The 17,391-nt window shown below is 59.7% G+C and carries 17 protein-coding genes; all 17 read left to right on the forward strand.

Annotation, left to right across the window (positions count from 1 at the left end; translation table 11 throughout):
• The 17 genes from AACH73_RS18535 (at window position 1) to AACH73_RS18615 (ending at window position 17,301) form a co-directional block, all read left to right on the forward strand.
• On the forward strand, window positions 1-1,038 hold the full coding sequence (locus AACH73_RS18535) for a replication initiator protein A (protein WP_338736615.1): 1,038 nt from the start codon (window positions 1-3) through the stop codon (window positions 1,036-1,038).
• 270 nt (window positions 1,039-1,308) lie between these two features.
• Window positions 1,309-2,154 (forward strand): AAA family ATPase, encoded by an 846-nt coding sequence (locus AACH73_RS18540; protein WP_338736616.1) that lies wholly within the window; start codon window positions 1,309-1,311, stop codon window positions 2,152-2,154.
• Window positions 2,151-2,633 carry a hypothetical protein gene (locus tag AACH73_RS18545; RefSeq protein ID WP_338736617.1) on the forward strand — a complete coding sequence of 161 codons (483 nt, stop codon included), beginning with the start codon at window positions 2,151-2,153 and terminating at the stop codon, window positions 2,631-2,633. Before AACH73_RS18540 ends, AACH73_RS18545 begins: the two co-directional genes overlap by 4 nt.
• A 320-nt stretch (window positions 2,634-2,953) precedes the next feature.
• The gene (locus AACH73_RS18550) at window positions 2,954-3,535 is read left to right on the forward strand and encodes a lytic transglycosylase domain-containing protein (RefSeq protein WP_338736618.1); all 582 of its coding nucleotides are present in this window, start codon (window positions 2,954-2,956) and stop codon (window positions 3,533-3,535) included.
• A 121-nt stretch (window positions 3,536-3,656) separates the two neighbouring features.
• The gene (locus tag AACH73_RS18555) at window positions 3,657-3,965 is read left to right on the forward strand and encodes a TrbC/VirB2 family protein (protein ID WP_338736619.1); all 309 of its coding nucleotides are present in this window, start codon (window positions 3,657-3,659) and stop codon (window positions 3,963-3,965) included.
• On the forward strand, window positions 3,965-4,294 hold the full coding sequence (locus AACH73_RS18560; protein ID WP_338736620.1) for a VirB3 family type IV secretion system protein: 330 nt from the start codon (window positions 3,965-3,967) through the stop codon (window positions 4,292-4,294). The genes AACH73_RS18555 and AACH73_RS18560 overlap by 1 nt, the downstream gene beginning before the upstream one ends.
• Window positions 4,294-6,759, forward strand: coding sequence for a VirB4 family type IV secretion/conjugal transfer ATPase (locus tag AACH73_RS18565; protein ID WP_338736621.1), 2,466 nt, complete (start codon window positions 4,294-4,296; stop codon window positions 6,757-6,759). Before AACH73_RS18560 ends, AACH73_RS18565 begins: the two co-directional genes overlap by 1 nt.
• A complete protein-coding gene (locus tag AACH73_RS18570; protein ID WP_338736622.1) occupies window positions 6,746-7,063 on the forward strand; it encodes a hypothetical protein in 318 nt (105 codons plus the stop codon). Before AACH73_RS18565 ends, AACH73_RS18570 begins: the two co-directional genes overlap by 14 nt.
• On the forward strand, window positions 7,063-8,085 hold the full coding sequence (locus AACH73_RS18575; protein ID WP_338736623.1) for a type IV secretion system protein: 1,023 nt from the start codon (window positions 7,063-7,065) through the stop codon (window positions 8,083-8,085). Before AACH73_RS18570 ends, AACH73_RS18575 begins: the two co-directional genes overlap by 1 nt.
• 19 nt (window positions 8,086-8,104) lie before the next feature.
• Window positions 8,105-8,842 (forward strand): type IV secretion system protein, encoded by a 738-nt coding sequence (locus AACH73_RS18580; RefSeq protein ID WP_338736624.1) that lies wholly within the window; start codon window positions 8,105-8,107, stop codon window positions 8,840-8,842.
• Between the two features lie 16 nt (window positions 8,843-8,858).
• Window positions 8,859-9,590: a type IV secretion system protein gene (locus AACH73_RS18585; protein ID WP_338736625.1), complete on the forward strand. Its 732-nt coding sequence runs from the start codon at window positions 8,859-8,861 to the stop codon at window positions 9,588-9,590.
• A gap of 9 nt (window positions 9,591-9,599) precedes the next feature.
• Window positions 9,600-10,463 (forward strand): TrbG/VirB9 family P-type conjugative transfer protein, encoded by an 864-nt coding sequence (locus AACH73_RS18590; RefSeq protein WP_338736626.1) that lies wholly within the window; start codon window positions 9,600-9,602, stop codon window positions 10,461-10,463.
• Window positions 10,463-11,833, forward strand: a complete 1,371-nt coding sequence (gene virB10 / locus AACH73_RS18595) for a type IV secretion system protein VirB10 (protein WP_338736627.1) — start codon at window positions 10,463-10,465, stop codon at window positions 11,831-11,833. Before AACH73_RS18590 ends, virB10 begins: the two co-directional genes overlap by 1 nt.
• The gene (gene virB11 / locus AACH73_RS18600) at window positions 11,814-12,923 is read left to right on the forward strand and encodes a P-type DNA transfer ATPase VirB11 (protein ID WP_338736628.1); all 1,110 of its coding nucleotides are present in this window, start codon (window positions 11,814-11,816) and stop codon (window positions 12,921-12,923) included. Before virB10 ends, virB11 begins: the two co-directional genes overlap by 20 nt.
• Complete coding sequence (locus tag AACH73_RS18605; protein ID WP_338736629.1) at window positions 12,920-14,947, forward strand: type IV secretory system conjugative DNA transfer family protein; 2,028 nt, start codon at window positions 12,920-12,922, stop codon at window positions 14,945-14,947. Before virB11 ends, AACH73_RS18605 begins: the two co-directional genes overlap by 4 nt.
• A 38-nt stretch (window positions 14,948-14,985) precedes the next feature.
• Window positions 14,986-15,681: an OmpA family protein gene (locus tag AACH73_RS18610; RefSeq protein WP_338736630.1), complete on the forward strand. Its 696-nt coding sequence runs from the start codon at window positions 14,986-14,988 to the stop codon at window positions 15,679-15,681.
• 3 nt (window positions 15,682-15,684) lie between these two features.
• On the forward strand, window positions 15,685-17,301 hold the full coding sequence (locus AACH73_RS18615) for an LPD7 domain-containing protein (protein ID WP_338736631.1): 1,617 nt from the start codon (window positions 15,685-15,687) through the stop codon (window positions 17,299-17,301).
• Window positions 17,302-17,391: the final 90 nt, after the last annotated feature.

A 17,391-nucleotide genomic window follows, 5' to 3' on the forward strand; every position in this document is an offset into this window, starting at 1 on the left:
ATGTCCGAATTGCCGTTTCCAAGCCGTTCGCCCCTTTTGCCGGAGCGCCATCAGCCGGATTTTTTCGTGGCGGACATCTTCGATGCGACGCCCAAGGGCGACCAGGCTTCCATGGAGCACCCGCTTTTCACCCTATCGACTAAGCCTGACATGCAAATTCAGGATTACCGGCATGGCGATATTTTCGTGAAGGTGGGCCCCTCCCCTATTGGCCGCGCCACGGTACATGACCGCGACATTTTGATTTACTGCATCTCTCAGTGCATGGCGCGGCTGAACGAGGGCCGCGAGGTCAAAAAGACGATGCGCTTCAACCCGCATGATCTGATGGTGGTAACCAACCGCGATTCTTCGGGGCGTGGCTATCTCAATTTCCGTCAAGCCCTCAAGCGGCTGCAAGGAACCCAGATCGAAACCAATATCCAGATGGGTGGCAAGGAGCAGTGGAACGTTTTCTCGTTCATCGACAAGGCCGAAATCATCCGTGAGACCCGGGATGGTCGGATGCAGGAGGTTGAAATTACCCTGTCGGACTGGCTGTTCGACGCGATCGAGGCCAAGGGACGCGATTTGCTGACGTTGCATCGCGACTATTTCCGACTGCGAAAACCGCTTGAGCGCAGGCTTTACGAGATTGCTCGCAAGCACTGCGGGCAGCAGAAGTCCTTCAGGATCGGGCTTGAGCGTCTTCAGGAGAAGACCGGGAGCCAGAGCCAGGCGTGGGAGTTCAAGCGGCTGATTTCAAAGATCATTGAAGACAACGCCACGCACGGACATATCCCGCAGTACGACTTCGTCCTCGATGGCGAGTTTGTAGATATTTTCAAGCGGCCAGATGCTGTGCTCGACGCCCCTTCCCGCCCCTACGTAGTGAGTGACGACGCGCGCTTGAAGGCGAAGAAGTTTGCCAAGGGTTGGGACATCTATGCGCTGGAAGCGGAATGGCGCGATTGGGTGTCGTCCAAGGGAATAGATGTACATAGCGCGGATGCCCACTTCATCAACTTCGCTAAACAGAAGGGGCCGATTAAACGCTAGTGAAAAATGCGGATAATAGCGGAAATAATAAAAACTGTTTTAGGTGTTAAAAATGCAGGTGAAATAAAAACATTAATTGCATGTTAGCGAATTTAGGGCATTAAGTGCGTTACCAAGCCGCTTTTAATGTTTCTGCTGGTTTCCGAAGTTTTCACAGGTTTTCGCATTTCTTGCTTCGGAAACATTATCCGCAGAAGGTGCTGGTTAAGGCAGCATTAACCAGCGCAATCGGAAACTGGCGACAGTTCCTATAACCACAAGGAGTTCAGTATGACTGGCGCACCCGTAATCAGCTTTGCCACCTCTAAGGGTGGGTCGGGCAAGAGCACCGCCCTGATCATCCTTGCCTCGGTCTTCGCCAAAGAAGGCGGCAAGGTCGCGGTTATCGACACCGACCCCAACGAGACCGTTTGGCGCTGGGCGAACAAGGATGGCCGGCCGGCAAACATCACGCCCTATCAGGCGCGCAATGAAGACCTGCTGATGGATGCCATTGATGCGGCGCGTGCCAGTGGCCACCACCTGATCCTCATCGATGTTGAAGGCCGGGCATCCGCACTTGGAAATCTGGCGATGTCGTCGGCCACGCTGACGGTCATTCCGGTTCGACCTTCCGAGCCCGACGGCGTAGAAGCGTCAAAGACGGTCAAGGCGATCCGGGCCATTGAGCGGGCTATCGGTCAGGAGAGGCGGTATTGCATCGTTATTAATGGGCTGAACGGGGCCATCCGGTCGCGTACCTTCCACGATGTGGTGGCAACCTTCCAAGAATCGAACATTCCGATGGCGGCGCATCTTGTTGATCGCGAAATCTATCGCCGGGTGTTGATGGAGGGAGGAACGATCTACGGACTTGAGGGGGTCACGGAAAAGCAGATCAAGATGGCCGACGAGGAGGCCTACCTGTTTGCGGATAACATTGCGTCATTCGTAGGTTTACGCCGGCCGGAGGCGGGCAGGGCGACGCGCGAAGCGGAGAGCGCTATTGAGGACGTCATGGCGAAGGTTGCGCGTGCGGTTTCAGACACGACTGAAGAGAGCGCTGAGACGATTGATGGTGAAGCGAGCCGCGTCATCGAGAAATTGAAGGCCGAGGTTAAGGGGGAAGTCGCGTGAGTGTAGACAAGTCAAATGCGTATAAACCTAAAACCCGCGGCTGGTTCGATGAACCTGATGCTGCGCCCGTAGCGCCCACACTTGATCGGGAGACCCTGAAGCGTAAGACTCAGGAAGCCGCCGCGTCTGTCGGCTATCAGGCGCCGTCCGAAGTTGCTTTAGCCCCGGTCACAGCTGTAGCACCAGCCGTCATGGTCGAGAAGGCGGTGCGTGTCGCAAAAGCCAAGGTCGCCAAGGTCGAGCCAGAGCCGAAAGGGAAGGGGCGTCCCAGGGGTGACCGGACCGTCCAAATGTCGGTGCGCATCCGTGAGGACCATGATCTTCTGATCAAGTCGATTGCGGGCGATGACTTCACAGTGGCGAGCATTGTGGAGACTGCACTCGTGGCATTTGCCAAGACCCTGGTCGTGGAAAAGAAGTACAAGCGTATGCCCCTCGACGAAAAGACACTCGAAATTGCCAGGCAGGCCGCACAGTAAACGCATTATCCGCATGCGGAAAAAGCGGATAATGCGTTTGCTTTAAGTACAGGTTGGAAACCGACCAAAGGTAAAGGGCGGCCGCACCCGCGCGGTACGCCCTTATTGGCCTTGTCTCGCGGTAAACGTGTGGCAATTTTGCAAATAAACCAATTTTTACGAGAATTTCAACGCTACGGGAAATCGCGAATCAACCCACCGGTGCAACCGTTTGCTGACTCGCATGAATTGCGGCGCACTTCCTTTATACCGTAAGTAATCATGCGGTCACGACGACAGATTGATCGAAGTGTGTGTCGACAATCTGACTGGGGGTCCAGATGCCGTTATCTTTCTTAGCTTTGGCGCAGGCTTGCGCTCCTGGAGTACACCCGGCGACACTTGAGCGGGTTGTTCGGGTAGAGTCCAGCTACAATCCATACGCGATCGGGGTGGTAAACGGAAAACTCACCCGACAGCCGAATTCATTACCTGAAGCTGTGGCGACGGTCGCGCGGCTCGAAAAAGCCGGATACAACTATAGCTTGGGACTCGCCCAGGTGAATAAGAAGAATCTCAAGGCCCACGGCCTGACGATCGAGACCGCGTTTGATCCTTGCGAAAACCTCCGTGCGGGATCGCAAATCCTCATCGATTGCTATGAGACAGCGGGGAGCGTGAATCCGGACCCGCAAGGGGCCCTGCGCGACGCGCTCAGCTGCTATTACTCGGGCGACCTGAAACGCGGACATCGGCTGGGTTACGTCGCCAAAATCGAGCGCGCCATGGATGCGCCGCGACCCTCTAGTGGGAGGCGGCGACGAGATACGCCTCAGGTCATCCCAAGCGCCGATCCCAAATCACCGTTGCCTACTGGCAGCGAGCCGAACGCACCGAACAACAGCAGCTCGCTGTTGTTCTGATCCCCCCAATCCAGTTCCGGTCGTCCGACGGCTGTGAGGGCCTGTGCTTTCACCAGAGGATGGCGTGCGCCCGGACGGATACTTCCCAACCTTTAGCTCCCAACTGAAAGCGAGTGACACCATGCGTATGACTGCCTTTTCCAAAACGGCCTTAGCGAACCCGTATGTTCGTACCGGTCTGATCGTCGCGCTCACGGCGCTGTCGATGGCTGACCCGGCATTTGCCCAGATCGCCAAGCTCACCACGGTGATGGATAATGTTAAAGCCGCGCTTGTGGCCATTGGCGTGGTTGCCTTCACCATCGCTATCCTCTGGGCCGGGTACAAGATGGCCTTTCAACACGCCAAATGGTCGGAAGTGGCCAATATCGTCATCGGCGGGGTCTTCGTCGGCGGCGCCGCTGAAATCGCCGGCTGGATCATCAACTGATGGATAATTTTCGGGACCCCATCTTCAAGGGCTGTACGCGTCCGGCGATGTTCCTCGGCGTGCCTATGGTTCCGTTCCTGGTGGTCTCAGGAGGGTTCCTGCTGGCCGGGGTGTGGTTGATGTACCTGATCACACCTCTGGTCAGCGTCTTCCTCATCCTCACCTACGTGCCGCTGTTCCTGACCCTTCGACAAATCACCAAGAAGGACGACCAGCGGCTCGCCCAGCTTCTGATGAGAGCCCGAATGCGCCATCGTCACGGCGCCGGGCGCAAGTTCTGGAAGGCTGTGTCCTACGGCCCGATGACTTACACCAAACGGAAACCCTGATGCGCTCGAAAGCCATGCTCAAAGCCGCAGCCGCGGCACAGATTTCGTCGAGTGACTTTGTACCCATGGGTGCGCATGTCGCCGACAATGTGGTCAAGCTGCGTGGCTGTGGCGACTACGTGGCGACGTGGCGTCTTGAAGGCATCGCCTTCGAGACCGCCGACCCCGATGAGATCCATGTGCGCAAAGAGGGCCTGAACAATTTCCTGCGCTCACTGGGCGGGGGTCATTTCGCGCTGTGGACCCATAAGGTGCGGCGGGTCGTCACCGAGCGGCTCGATGGCGTCTTCGGCATTCCCTTCTGCGCTGAGTTGAACGCGGCCTATAATGCGAGCTTCGACACGCATCGTCAGATCCGTACGGAGCTTTATCTCACTCTGATCTACCGGCCGACCCCGTCCAAAGCGCTAAGGTTCTTCAAAGGCACGTCGCGGTCTTCGATTGAGGAGAAGAGGGCGCAGGAGGCGGATGCGCTGGCAGCGCTCGATGATGCTGCTCGCCAGTTTGAGGCCAGTATGGGCCGGTACGGTCCCAAGCGCCTGGCAACCCGGGTCAGAAACGACATCGTCTATTCGGAGATGCTGAGCTTCTATGGCTATCTTCTGAACGGTGTCTGGGAAGAGACTCCGCTGCGTCGGGGGTCGATCGACCAGTACCTGCCAAGCTCGCGCCTGCATTTCTCCGACCGCAACGGTATGTTGGAAATCTGGCATCCTTCGGTGCGCAAGTTCGCGGGGTTCCTCGATTTTCAGGACTATCCGAAGTGGTCGGAGCCGGGCATGGCCAACGGCATCCTTTATGGCGATTACGAGTATATCGAGACCCAGTCCTTCAGCATCCTCAACCGAAGAGATGCCCTGGCAGCGCTGGAGCGTCAAAAGGGCCAGCTCGTGGCCTCGGAGGATGTGGCCGAGCGCGAAATCGAAGAAATGGACCGCGCGATGGACGACCTGCAAAGCGGGGTCATCGATCTGGGCGACTATCACTATAGCCTGGCGGTGTTCGGACCCACGCTTGAAGCCGTGGCGACCTCGATGTCAGAGGCGAGGGCGGTGCTGCAGGACGGACCCGGCTTTAAGATGTCGGTGATCGATGCTGTACCGGAGTGTGCATGGTTTGCGCAACTTCCGGGCAACTGGTCGATGCGACCACGCGCGGCACGGCTCACCTCGCGCAATTTCGCGGCTTTGAGTCCGTTTCATAATTTCGCGCAAGGCAAGCGGTCAGGCAACCCGTGGGGAGAGGCGTTGGCGCTCCTGAAGACCCCTTCGGGACAGCCTTATTATTTCAACTTCCATGCTTCGCCGGAAGGGCGGGACTCTTCGGATGAAAAATACGCCGGTAACACCTTCATTTGCGGGTCGACCGGCGTGGGCAAGACCGCACTTGAGATGGCGCTGCTGGCGTTCGCCACCAAGTATCAGGGCCTGCGCTGCGTATTCTTCGATAAAGACCGGGGTGCCGAGATTGCGATCCGGGCCATGGGCGGACAGTACCATGTCTTAAAACGCGGGGAGCGCACGGGCTTTAACCCGTTTCAGATGGCGCCGACCGAGGCCAATATTCAGTTCTGCGAACGCCTGGTCAAACTACTCGTCCGGCCTGATGGCGATCGGACCAGTTTGACGGCCAGGGAAGACGGCGACATCAGCCATGCTGTTCGCACGGTGATGGGGGAGGGGGTAAGCCGCGAACTGCGATCGCTATCGGCGGTCGTACAGAACCTCCCCAAGACCGGCGACAACGGCCTTGGCTTGCGCCTCAAAAAATGGATGCGCCGGGAATCCCTTGGCTGGGCCTTCGATAACCCTGAGGACACGCAAGACTTCGGCAAGGCGCAGATATTCGCCTACGACTACACGGAGTTTCTCGACGATCCTGAGATCCGCACGCCGATAATGGCCTATCTGCTGCACGTCACCGAACAGCTGATCGACGGACGGCCCTTTGTTTACGTGATGGAGGAATTCTGGAAGCCGCTGATGGACGAGCACTTCGCGGACTTCGCCCTCAACAAGCAAAAGACGATCCGCAAGCAGGGCGGCATGGGCATTTTCACCACCCAGAGCCCATCGGATGTGCTGACGCACAAAATCGGCAAAACCATGGTCGAGCAGACCGTGACGCAAATCTTCATGCCGAACCCGAAGGCCGACCACGATGACTATGTGAACGGCTTCAAAGTGACCGAGGCTGAGTACCGCATAATCAAGAACCTCGGTGAAGCCAGCCGGATGTTCCTGGTCAAACAGGGCCACAGTTCGGCGGTCGTGAAGTTCGATCTGGGCGGGATGGCGGATATCCTGAACGTACTGTCAGGCACCACGGAAAATGTTGAGATGCTCGATGGCATCCGGGCAGAGGTCGGCGACGATCCGGCCGTGTGGCTGCCGATCTTCCGTGCTCGCGCCGCGCAGCGGCGGCAATCTATCAGCCGGGGGGAGCGCGTTCATGCCGTGGTCTAAACTTGTTCGAACGGCCTTCGCGGTTCTGGTCTCGGTGTCGGGTATCAGTGACCAGGCCTATGCTGAACCCAGGCCGAAACCTACAGCCCGGGCCACGGCGGAAACCTTCGTCTTCGTGCCGTCGGATGCGGTGCTGAAGCAATCAGGGCAGACTCGGGCGCAGTATAACGCGGCCCATCCGGAGGCCGAGCGCCGGTGGCGGGAAGCCTGGGCAGCGAAGGGAACCAAGACCGACACAGGCCTGTTTGCCAGCATTCGCTCGCAGTGTGCCGCGCCGAAAGACGCGAGCGGGGGGACGAACTGATGCCCGGCATTGCTTCTGAAATAGAAACCTCGGTAGACGCACTCCTCAACACGTATGTGACCGCAAAAAGTGCTGCCGTTTGCGGCATCCTGACGCCTGTGGCGCTGACGGGGGTCACGCTCTACATCGTCATCATCGGCTACGCGATCATGCGCGGTGAAGCCCACGACCCCTTGCACACGGCACTGTGGAAGTTTGTGAAAATGGCCTTCGTCGCCACGGCGGCCTTAAGTGCCGGGGTCTACCAGGGCGACATCCTCAATGCCTTCTACGGGATTCAGGAGGGATTGATCTCGGCTTTGAGCACCTCCACCACGGTAGGCGGGGTCATCGACCAGTTCATGGTGCCTTACGACGACCTGTCAGCGGCGATAGGGCAGGAAGCATCGACAAGCATGGTGCCGAACCTGACGCTCTATCTTGCCATGGGCATCGTCGTCATTGCTCAGGTCTGGTTGTTCGCGATCGGGATCGGTCTCTATCTGATGGCCAAGGTCGCCCTTGCGCTCGTTCTGGCGCTCGGTCCGGCGTTTATCCTTTGCGCCATGTTCCCGGCGACGCAGCGCTACTGCGAGAACTGGATCGGCCAGGTGATCAACTACGTGCTCTTGAGCGTGCTGGTGGTTGCGGCCTTCACCATGCTCACGGCCTTCGCGCAGCAATTCGCGCAGGCGGTCCTCGATAACTTCGGCAACGACAGCGCCATCATCAAGGACTGCGTGGCTTTGCTCATCGTCTCCATCGCGCTTGGCGTTGTGATGCTCAATCTCAACTTCATTGCCAGCTCGCTGGCTGGCGGCGCGGCGATTTCGACCCAGGGCATGGGTATGGCAGCCGCCATCGCGGGCGGTGCCATGCTGATGCGCATGATGGGGGGCGGAGGAAGCCAGAAGAAGGACTCTGCCGGCTCGCAGACCAACGCGATTTCGCAAGGGTCAGGCCGGACTGCGAGCGCTGGCGCCGCCCGGCAACCCGCTTCCTTGCCGCTGTATCAGCGTCATACCGACGACAACCTGAAATGAGGATGAGAAGGAGATGAGCATGCGTAATTGGACCGGATTAGTCTGTGGGGCGGCTTTTCTGACGATGGCCGGGAACGTTCACGCCCAGAGCATCGTCTATGACCCCTTGAACACCGCACAGGCGATCAAGCAGGTGGCGGCGTGGAAGCAGCAGTACGACCAGATGGTCGCACAGTACCAGAAGCTCCAGAGCCAGCTCGATCAGGCAAAGACGCACTACAATGCGCTCACCGGCAGCCGCAATCTCGGTGACATAGCGAGTAACCCGCTCCTGAAGGACATTGTGCCTGCGGGCACGGCCGACATCTTCAAAGCGATCAACACCGGCGGGTTCGAAGGCTTGACGGCGACGGCCAAGGCCCTTCGCAGTGCGGGCATGATCTATAACTGCGAGGACCAGGAGGGCACGCAGAAGACGGCTTGCGAGGCGGCGCTGAACACGATCTTTCAGGCGCAAGCCAATCAGCAGAGCACGCTTGCCCTGCTTGATCAGCGCCAGACCCAGATCAGCGCCCTGCAATCTCAGATCAACCAGACCCAGGACCCGAAAGCGATTGCCGAGCTTCAGGCGCGTATCGGTGTCGCCCAGGCCGAAATCAGCAATGACGCCAACCGCATCCTCGTCATGAACGCCATGGCGGAGTCACAGGAGGCGCAAGCCCAGCAGGCGTTGCGCGAACGCACCCTTAAGCGGCTGTCGCCGGACGCGCCGGCGACGGCCGAGACCTTTGTTTTCACCATGCCCCCAACGAACTAACCCACAGGACAAACCGATGTTGAAAAAGCCAGCGACGGTCTCCGCGACCGGCGAACAGGATTTCTATGACCAGTCGCAGGACTGGGAAGCCGACCGGCAGGACCGCCTTGAGCGTTCGGAGCGACGCGCCTGGCTTGTCGCGGGCGTGGCCTCGGTGATTGCGGCGATCTCCGTGATCAGCATGGCGACCCTTGTGCCGTTGAAGCGGACTGTTCCGTACGTCTTTGAGGTCGATCAGGCGACGGGCAATGCCGAACTGATCAGCGCTGCGGATGGCGGGCGAAAGGTTGGGTACCAGGACCTGCTCGATAAGCACTGGGCGAAAGCCTACGTGACCGCGCGGGAAACCTACATGTATCGGCTGTTGCAGGCCGATTACGACAAGACCCTGTCCTTAAGCGCCAATGATGTCGGTCAGGCCTATGCAAAGCAGTTCGATGGCCCCGAAGCGCTCGATAAGAAGCTCGGGACGGCCAATGAGGTGCGGGTGAAGATCCGCAGCATCACCCTATCGCCGGATGCGTCCGGAACGAAGGCGGTCGTGCGGTTCCAGAAGACACTGAACCATATCGAGTCTGGCGTGGTCGAAGCGCCGCAGTTTTATGTGGCGACCTTCGCCTACGAGTACCTGCCGTCCCAGCATGGTCGCGAGAAGGACCTGATCGAGAACCCATTGGGTTATCGGGTGACGAGTTATCGCGTCGATTCCGAACTGTCGTCGGAGGCCACGCCTCCGGCCGGTCAGTAGGGGAGGGGGATGATGAAACGGATATATCTTCTGGCGGTCACCGCCGCATCGCTGGCCAGCGGCGCATTTGCGGCCGATACGCCGGCTCCGAGCACCGGCGATAGCCGGGTGCGTTATGTGACCTATGATCGCGATCAGGTGACGCGTGTACAGGTGCGGGTCGGCACGGTCTCGCGGGTCATCCTGGGCGATGATGAGCGGATACTCGTCTCGGCGTCGGGCATGTCGGCGGATTGCCAGAACCCGGACAGTCTGTGGTGCATTCGCGCTGATGTCGACACCCATGAAATCTGGGTCAAGCCAAAGCCCGGCGCCCGGTGCAACAATCTCGAACTGCGCACTGACCGGCGTGACTATTCGATCGAGTTTGTGGTGGACCTGCCAGCCAAGGGCAAACAGGCCCCCGCAGCGATGTATCGGGTGATCTATCGCTATCCGGTCGAACTTCCGCCGATGTCGGCCTTGATGGCCCAGGCGGCGGCCGTGCCCCAGATCAATGAGGCGGCTGTGCTGAAGGGGCGGCTCGATAGCAAGCCTATTCCCAGGAACTGGAAATATACCCAGAAGGCCAAAAAGGGCTCAGACGACATCAAGCCGTCGCTCGTGTTCGACGATGGCCGCTTCACCTATTTCCGCTTCGCTGCCAATCGCGAGGTGCCGACGATCTTCTATATCGATCCGTCGGGGGCTGAAGCACGCGTCAATTACCACATGGAAGGCGATCTGGCGGTCGTCGAGCGCACGGGCAAACGCTTCGTTCTGCGGCTGGGTTCGTCCGTTGTCGGCATTTGGAACGACGGCTTCAGCGCCGATGGGGTCGCAAGTCCGGATGGCACGACGGTCTCCGGCGTTCAAAGAGAGGTGTTACCCTGATGGATACGCACGGCAATCCTGTAGGCGGGGCGGCGCCCCAGCCGGAGGCCAGCCCCCCGGAGCTTAACCGCATTGTGTCGGTCAATAATCGCGGCGGGGCCTCCTCTAACATCGTGGGCAAGGTCGTTTTCGCCATCGCGGTGATCGCGGTTCTGACCATTGGTGGACTTGTCACCTTCAAACGGTTCAACGCGGATGCGGCCACACGCAAGGCCGAAGCCGAGGCGGCGGCGAAATCGGAGAATAAGCCCGCAACCGTTGCCGGTCGACGGCAGTTCGGGGCCGATGGCGTACCAACCGTACCTGCGAGCGCGTCTGCAAACGGTCAGGACGTCGTCATTGGCGTGGCGCCGTCATGTGCCGATGGCACACCCGGCACAATTGCGCGTACGCCAGACGGTCAGCCCATGCTGAATGGTCAGGGCCAACCCATGCGGTTCTGCGGGGATGGGAAGATGATCGTTCCGGCGCTTGATACGACAGCGAACGCGCCACCTATACCGGTGTCGGGCACGCAAGGCCATGCGACGGCGGGCCAGACCCAAACCTCCCCAAAGCCCTATGTCGATCGCTACGGCGGTGACGTCATCCTGTCCGGTAATAGCCGTCCTGAGCGGGGTGCGGGCCAGACCGATGCGGGCGATCCTATGAACAACCCTTTTATCCGGGCAGCGCTTGAAGGCGGTCAGGCGCCGCAGCGGTCGCAAACCGCTGCGACCACGGGGCCTGCGGGTTCGGTTGGCAGCTTGCTTCAGCCTTCGGTGGCCCAGGCCGTGAGGGCGGCGAAGATCGGTGACCGCAATATGATCCTGCCAATGGGCCGGTCGATCGAATGCGGTCTGTCGGTGAAGATCATCAGCGACCTTGCCGGGCTCACCAGCTGTGTACTGACTCAGAACGTCTATAGTGACAATGGCCGGGTGGTGCTGCTTGAGCGCGGTTCGGAGGCGACGGGCGAATATCGCTCGGTGTCGGAGCGAGGGCAGCGGCGGCTGTTTGTGATCTGGACGCGGATCAAGACCCCGAACGGCGTTGTCATCAATCTCGATTCACCGGGGTCTGACAGTCTCGGCACCACGGGCTTGCCGGGCCTGGTCGATAACCACTGGTGGGAGAGGGTCGGCGGCGCGTTCCTGTTATCGACGATCAAGGATGCCATCGCCTACAAGACGGCGGAAGCGTCGTCCGGCACCGCGGGGGGTGTTGTCTATCAGAACACGGCCGCTGCCGGGGATCGCATGGCGGAGAAGGTGCTCGACTCGACCATCAATATCCGCCCGACCATCTACAAGAACCAGGGTGATCGCGGCTCGATCTATGTGGCGCGCGATCTGGATTTCGGGAGGGTTTATGGCTTACGAGCCCAATGACGCCCTGCCGCGCGACACTATGGTGCGTGAGTTGATGAAGCCTCTGGTGGATGTCCTTGCCATCAAGGGAGCGACGGAGGTGGTAATCAATGCCCCCGGCGACGTCTTCGTTGAGGTGGGGCCAGACTGGCAGAGGCACACGCTGCCGTCGCTGACCTATGAGCGGCTCCACGCGATCGCCCAGGCCATCGCAACCTTCACCGATCAGATCCTCTCGCCCGAGCGACCGATCCTTTCCGCAAAACTGCCTGGTGGCGAACGGATACAGATCGTCGTGCCACCGGTTGTCGAGCCTGACATGCTCTCTATGTCTATCCGCCTGCCGTCAGCGACGATCCGTACACTTGGCGAATATGAGGCCGAGGGTGCGTTTTCGGACTTCGTCTGGGCGCGGCCGGTCGACTATGCGCGCCGCTCAGGTGATCTCAATCCGATCGATACCTCGCTCATGGCCCGGCTTGAAGCCAACCAACTGGCGGCGTTTCTTGATGAGGCGGTGCAGGCCAAAAAGAACATCGCGATCGTGGGGGAGACCGGGTCCGGCAAGACCACCCTGATGAAATCAATCTGCCAGTCGATCCCGACCGAGGAACGAATCATCACCATTGAGGACGTTCGCGAACTGTTCCTGCCGAACCATCCGAACAAGGTCCATCTGCTTTACAGCAAAGGTGAGCAGGGCGTGGCCAGGGTGACGCCGGCCGAGCTGATCGCCGCCAATATGCGTATGAAGCCCGACCGTGTGCTGCTGGCCGAGTTGCGCGGCTCTGAGGCCTTCGATTTCCTGAAGCTCCTGACGACGGGACACAGTGGCTCGATCACGAGCTTTCATGCGGAATCCTGTGCGCTGGCTGCGGAGCGCTATGTGTTCATGAGCAAGGAACACGAGGACGCCGAAAGCTATGACGCGGCGTCGCTGAAGGCGCTGGTGACCCTGACCATCGACATCATCATCCATGTGGCAGCGAACAATTGCGGGGAAGGGGATCAGCGGCGAAAGGCCAGATCGGTCACGGAGGTGCATTTTGATCCTGTGGCCAAACTCAATGCGCGGTTTGGCGAGGCCCCTTTGCATCGGGCGGGTCAATGAAAAAGGGTTGGCTGATCCTGATCGGACTTCTGGTTTGGGCCGTTGCGGGCTACTTCGCGGTGAAAATGGCTGCCGGCGCGCTGTATTTCGTCTTCAACAAGGCCGAGCCGGTCAACATTACGCTCACGACCTGGGACACCTACTGGCACTTTTATCAGAGTGTTCCAGGCCAGAAGAAGCGGTTGCAGATGGCGATACTGGCGCCGGTCCTGATCGTCTTCGTCCTGCCCGGTATTCTGGTTATGAAGGCGTTGGGCGGGAAGGCACGGCCACTGCACGGCAAGGCACGGTTCGCTAATGCCGGAGAAGTCAGGAAGGCCGGATTATGCAATGAAGATGGAATAATCGTTGGCAAGGACCGCGGGAGTTATCTTATTTTCGGCGGGCAGCAGTTCGTCATGCTGTCGGCGCCGACGCGTTCGGGCAAAGGGGTATCGGTCGTCATCCCGAACCTGCTCAATTTCTCGGGCTCGGTCGTCGTGCTCGATATCAAGCTCGAAAACTTCCGTCTGACCTCCAAGTTTCGCAGCCGCCACGGGCAGCAGGTCTTCCTGTTCAATCCGTTCGCCGAAGATTTCCGGACCCATCGTTGGAACCCGCTCGACGGGATTAGCCGCGACCGCAATTACCGCGTCGGTGACATTCTTGCGGTAGGGCAGGGGCTTTATCCGGCCATCGACGGAAAAGACAACTTCTGGAACGATCAGGCCCGCAACCTGTTTTTGGGGCTTGTGCTCTATCTGATGGAGACGCCGTCCCTGCCAACGACCCTCGGCGAAGTGCTGCGCCAGTCTTCGGGCAAAGGGCGGGCGCTGAAGGACTACCTTCAGTCCATCGTCTCAGCGCGCAACGCGGGGCCGGAGCCTCTGTCTGAGGACTGCCTCGATGCCCTTGGCCGTTTCTGTGCGGCCAGTGAAAACACCCTGTCGAGCATCCTCGCTACCTTCAACGCGCCACTGACCATCTTCGCCAACCCCATCGTCGATGCGGCCACGTCAGCGTCCGATTTCGATATCGCGCGGGTGCGCAAGGATCTGATGTCGATCTATATCGGTATCCAGCCCAACCGGCTGGCGGATGCGTCGCTTCTGGTCAATGTCTTCTTCAGCCAGCTACTGAACCTCAATACGCTGGAGCTGCCTCAGGATAACCCTGAGCTAAAACATCCGTGCCTGCTGATCCTCGACGAGTTCACCGCACTCGGTCGCGTTGGCATCATCGCCAAGGCCAATGCCTTTATCTCGGGGTACAATCTGCGACTTCTGACCGTTATCCAGAGCATCAGCCAGCTGGAGTCGGTTTACGGCGAGAAAGATACCCGCACGCTTGTGACCAACCATGCGCTTCAGGTGATCTTCGCACCGAGGGAGCAGCGCGACGCAAATGCCTACAGCGAAATGCTCGGGACCTATACCGAGCGTGGGGTCTCCAAAGGTACCAGCAGTCCACGCGGCGGTGGGCATGGGTCCAGTTCAGAGACCGTGTCGGATCAGCGCCGGCCTTTGATGCTGCCGCAGGAATTGAAGGAGATGGGCGCGGGCCGACAGATCATCCTCCTTGAGGGCACCAAGCCGATCCAATGCGACCGCATCCGATATTTCGATGATCCGACCTTTATGAACCGGCTGAAGCCCCTGAGTGCCCGGTTGGCCGCTTTGAAGAACCGCCTTCCCACCCGTGCGCAACTCGATGCGGCGGCCTTTATTGCCGGGGAGCTTTCGGCGGCTGTGCCGACCGTCGATATGGATTTGCACCGCGCCAGAACCGAGGGGCGCAGCCGCCCGATCAGGCCGGGCGAGGCCATTGAGGTTGCCAGACTCGACATCGACGCGTCGAAACTGCCGCGGCTTGACGATCAGGTAAACCCGTCGCCGGCCTCGGTGGAAAAGTTCGTCGATGCGGCGCTGACGCAATTCGATGCGCTGGCCGGTGGCGTTCCGGCCCGGGTCCGCAAATCGTCATCGGCACAGACCCCGCGCTCACGACCGAGAACCACAGCCGTCATCGATATGACGGCCACATAGCCCCTTACGGCCCCATCCCAGAACAGGAGACTTGAAAGATGAAACTGATGAACCTTACGGGCCTGGCTACCGTCCTCGCCCTTTCGGCCTGCGCATCGCACAATGCCAGCGCGCCGCCTTCGGCCATGGGCCGGGCACCGGTCAATTCACCGGACCAGATCGCAGCCTTTCAGGCATCGACGCCTGCGGCTCCCTCACTCGCCGCCGATACCCGGCTTGAGCGGCAGGTCAATGACCTCTCGCGGCAGGTCGGCGAGCTTAAGGCGTATCTCGTGATGTTGCAGACCGCTCAGGAGCAGAAGCTGCTTCCGGCCCAGGCCGAGGTCACCCCAAAGACGGCCGCGCGAACAGTGGCGGCTGCGTCGTCTCCGGCGCTGACCATGACGATCGGCCATGGGGCCGGTGACAGCCGCTTCAGCCTCGGTGCGGAGGAGGCGCAGAGCTTCGTGGCGGCAGCCAAGGCCAGTGCGCACGTCACTATCCGGGGCCGGTCAGACGGCAATCAGTTTTCCCCTCAGGCCAAGGCGCTGGCTATCGACCGGGCTGTCCGGATCAAGGCCTTCCTTGTGGGGCAGGGGGTGGCGCCTGAGAAGATCAGGATCATGTACTGCACGCACGGCTGCCAGGTGGCGGATGGCTCCACGTCCGAGGGACAGGACCTCAATCGTCAGAGCCGCATCGAGTTTCGTGCGCCCACAGCGCTTGCCGGTTTTGCCATGGCCGCGAAGGGGTAGGTCATGAACGAAATCGAAGACGGGCGAGAACGGTCTCTGGCGGATGAAGTTAAGGCTACGAAGGCCGATCTGGAAAAGCGCATCAAGGCCGCTGACTGGCATTACGACTATTCCGACGATAGCCAGGTCCGTCAGCGCGGTGGGAAGGAGGTCAGCCAGATCTACGCTGACATGGAAACCCTTGCCGCGAAAGACCGGAAGGCCGCGATTGAGGTCTGGGAAGCGAACGCCCCTAAGGATGTCAATCGTCCGGCGGGGCTTGATCAGCGAAGTTCCGAGGCGGAGCGCACACCCGGCGAGCCAGCGGCCAAGCCGAAAACCGGTCCCGGCAGTGACCGCTTCGCCAATGCGCTTGACCGGGCAATGGCCAAGGCGCAATTGGGAGAGCGGGGTTGGCGCGACCGCTCCGATATAGCCAAGGTGATGGCCGATCTGGAAGCGCTGGCGAGGACCGATGCGCCGAAAGCCATCGCCCTATGGGACAAGCACCGTCCCGGTGATCCGGATAAGCCCCTGTTCATCGATAATGACGATAAACCGCCTGTTCGCCAGCCAGAGGCAAGGCGGGGCACGTCGCCCACACCTGAAGCTGAGAAGAAGCCGGATGACAGGCCTCCGCCGGTCGAAGATCCGCTCCTTGAAAGTCTTCGGCGGCGCTATCTGGTGGCTGACGACAAATATTACAAGCGCGATTCCGTGCGCACGCTGGCGTTCGAAGACCATGGCCGTCGTCTGACCACGAAGCACGACGATGCCGAGATCGCGGTTTCAATGGTCGAACTGGCTCAGATCAAAGGGTGGGAGACGATCAAGATAAAGGGCAGCGAGTCCTTTCGCCGCGAAGTGTGGCTGCAGGCGCAGCTACAGGGCCTTGAGGTACAGGGGTTCAAGCCGCAGGCCGTGGATCTTGCGCGTCTCAACGAGCGGCAGGCGGACAAGGACAAACCCTTGATTGGGTCGGTCAATACGATCGAGAAAAGCGAGCGGGTTCAAGCGAGACATGAGCCTGATCTTCGGGGGGTGCGCGACGAACCAAATGTGAGGCTGACCGACAGCCAGGTTGTGGCGCTCGATGCCTTGAAGGCGGTGATGAAGGACCGAGGTGACGGCGACAAGGCCATTGCCATGGCCGAAGCTGTAGCGCGTGAGCGGTTTCAGTCGTCGCGAGTCTATGTCGGCAAGGTCGTTGAACAGGGCTCATCGCCCTATGGCAATGACCAGAAGAACGAGGCCTCGCCCTATCTCAAGCTTAAGACCAAGCTGGGCGAGGAAGTGATCTGGGGCGCGGATCTGCCGCGGGCTCTTGAGGAAGCCAAGATCAGCGTAGGGGATGACATCACCCTGACTTCACCGGGCAAGCGTGCCGTCACTATCAAGGTCAAGGACTGGGACGAGGCGGGCCGTGTAACCGGCGAAAGGGAGGTGGTCGTGAACCGCAATACGTGGGAAGCCCGTAAACTCGAAACCCTTCGCGAAGAGGTTAAGGCCCGCGTTCTTCAGGCAGCGGAAGCACAGGTCACCCCTCTGCGGACGTTCGATGCCCAAGCGCCAAGGGTGCAGCCGCGTCGTGAGATCAGCAAGCCGCAGGTCAAGATCAACAAGGATCGGTCGCGCGGATAATTGGAATTCAATCTCGTAGTTTTTGGGCATCAAGGACCCAAATAGGTCGTCAAGGGGGGGGAACTGCAGAATATTTCGAAAGAGGTGACG

This window comes from Asticcacaulis sp. DW145, assembly GCF_037101385.1.
Lineage (GTDB): Bacteria > Pseudomonadota > Alphaproteobacteria > Caulobacterales > Caulobacteraceae > Asticcacaulis > Asticcacaulis currens.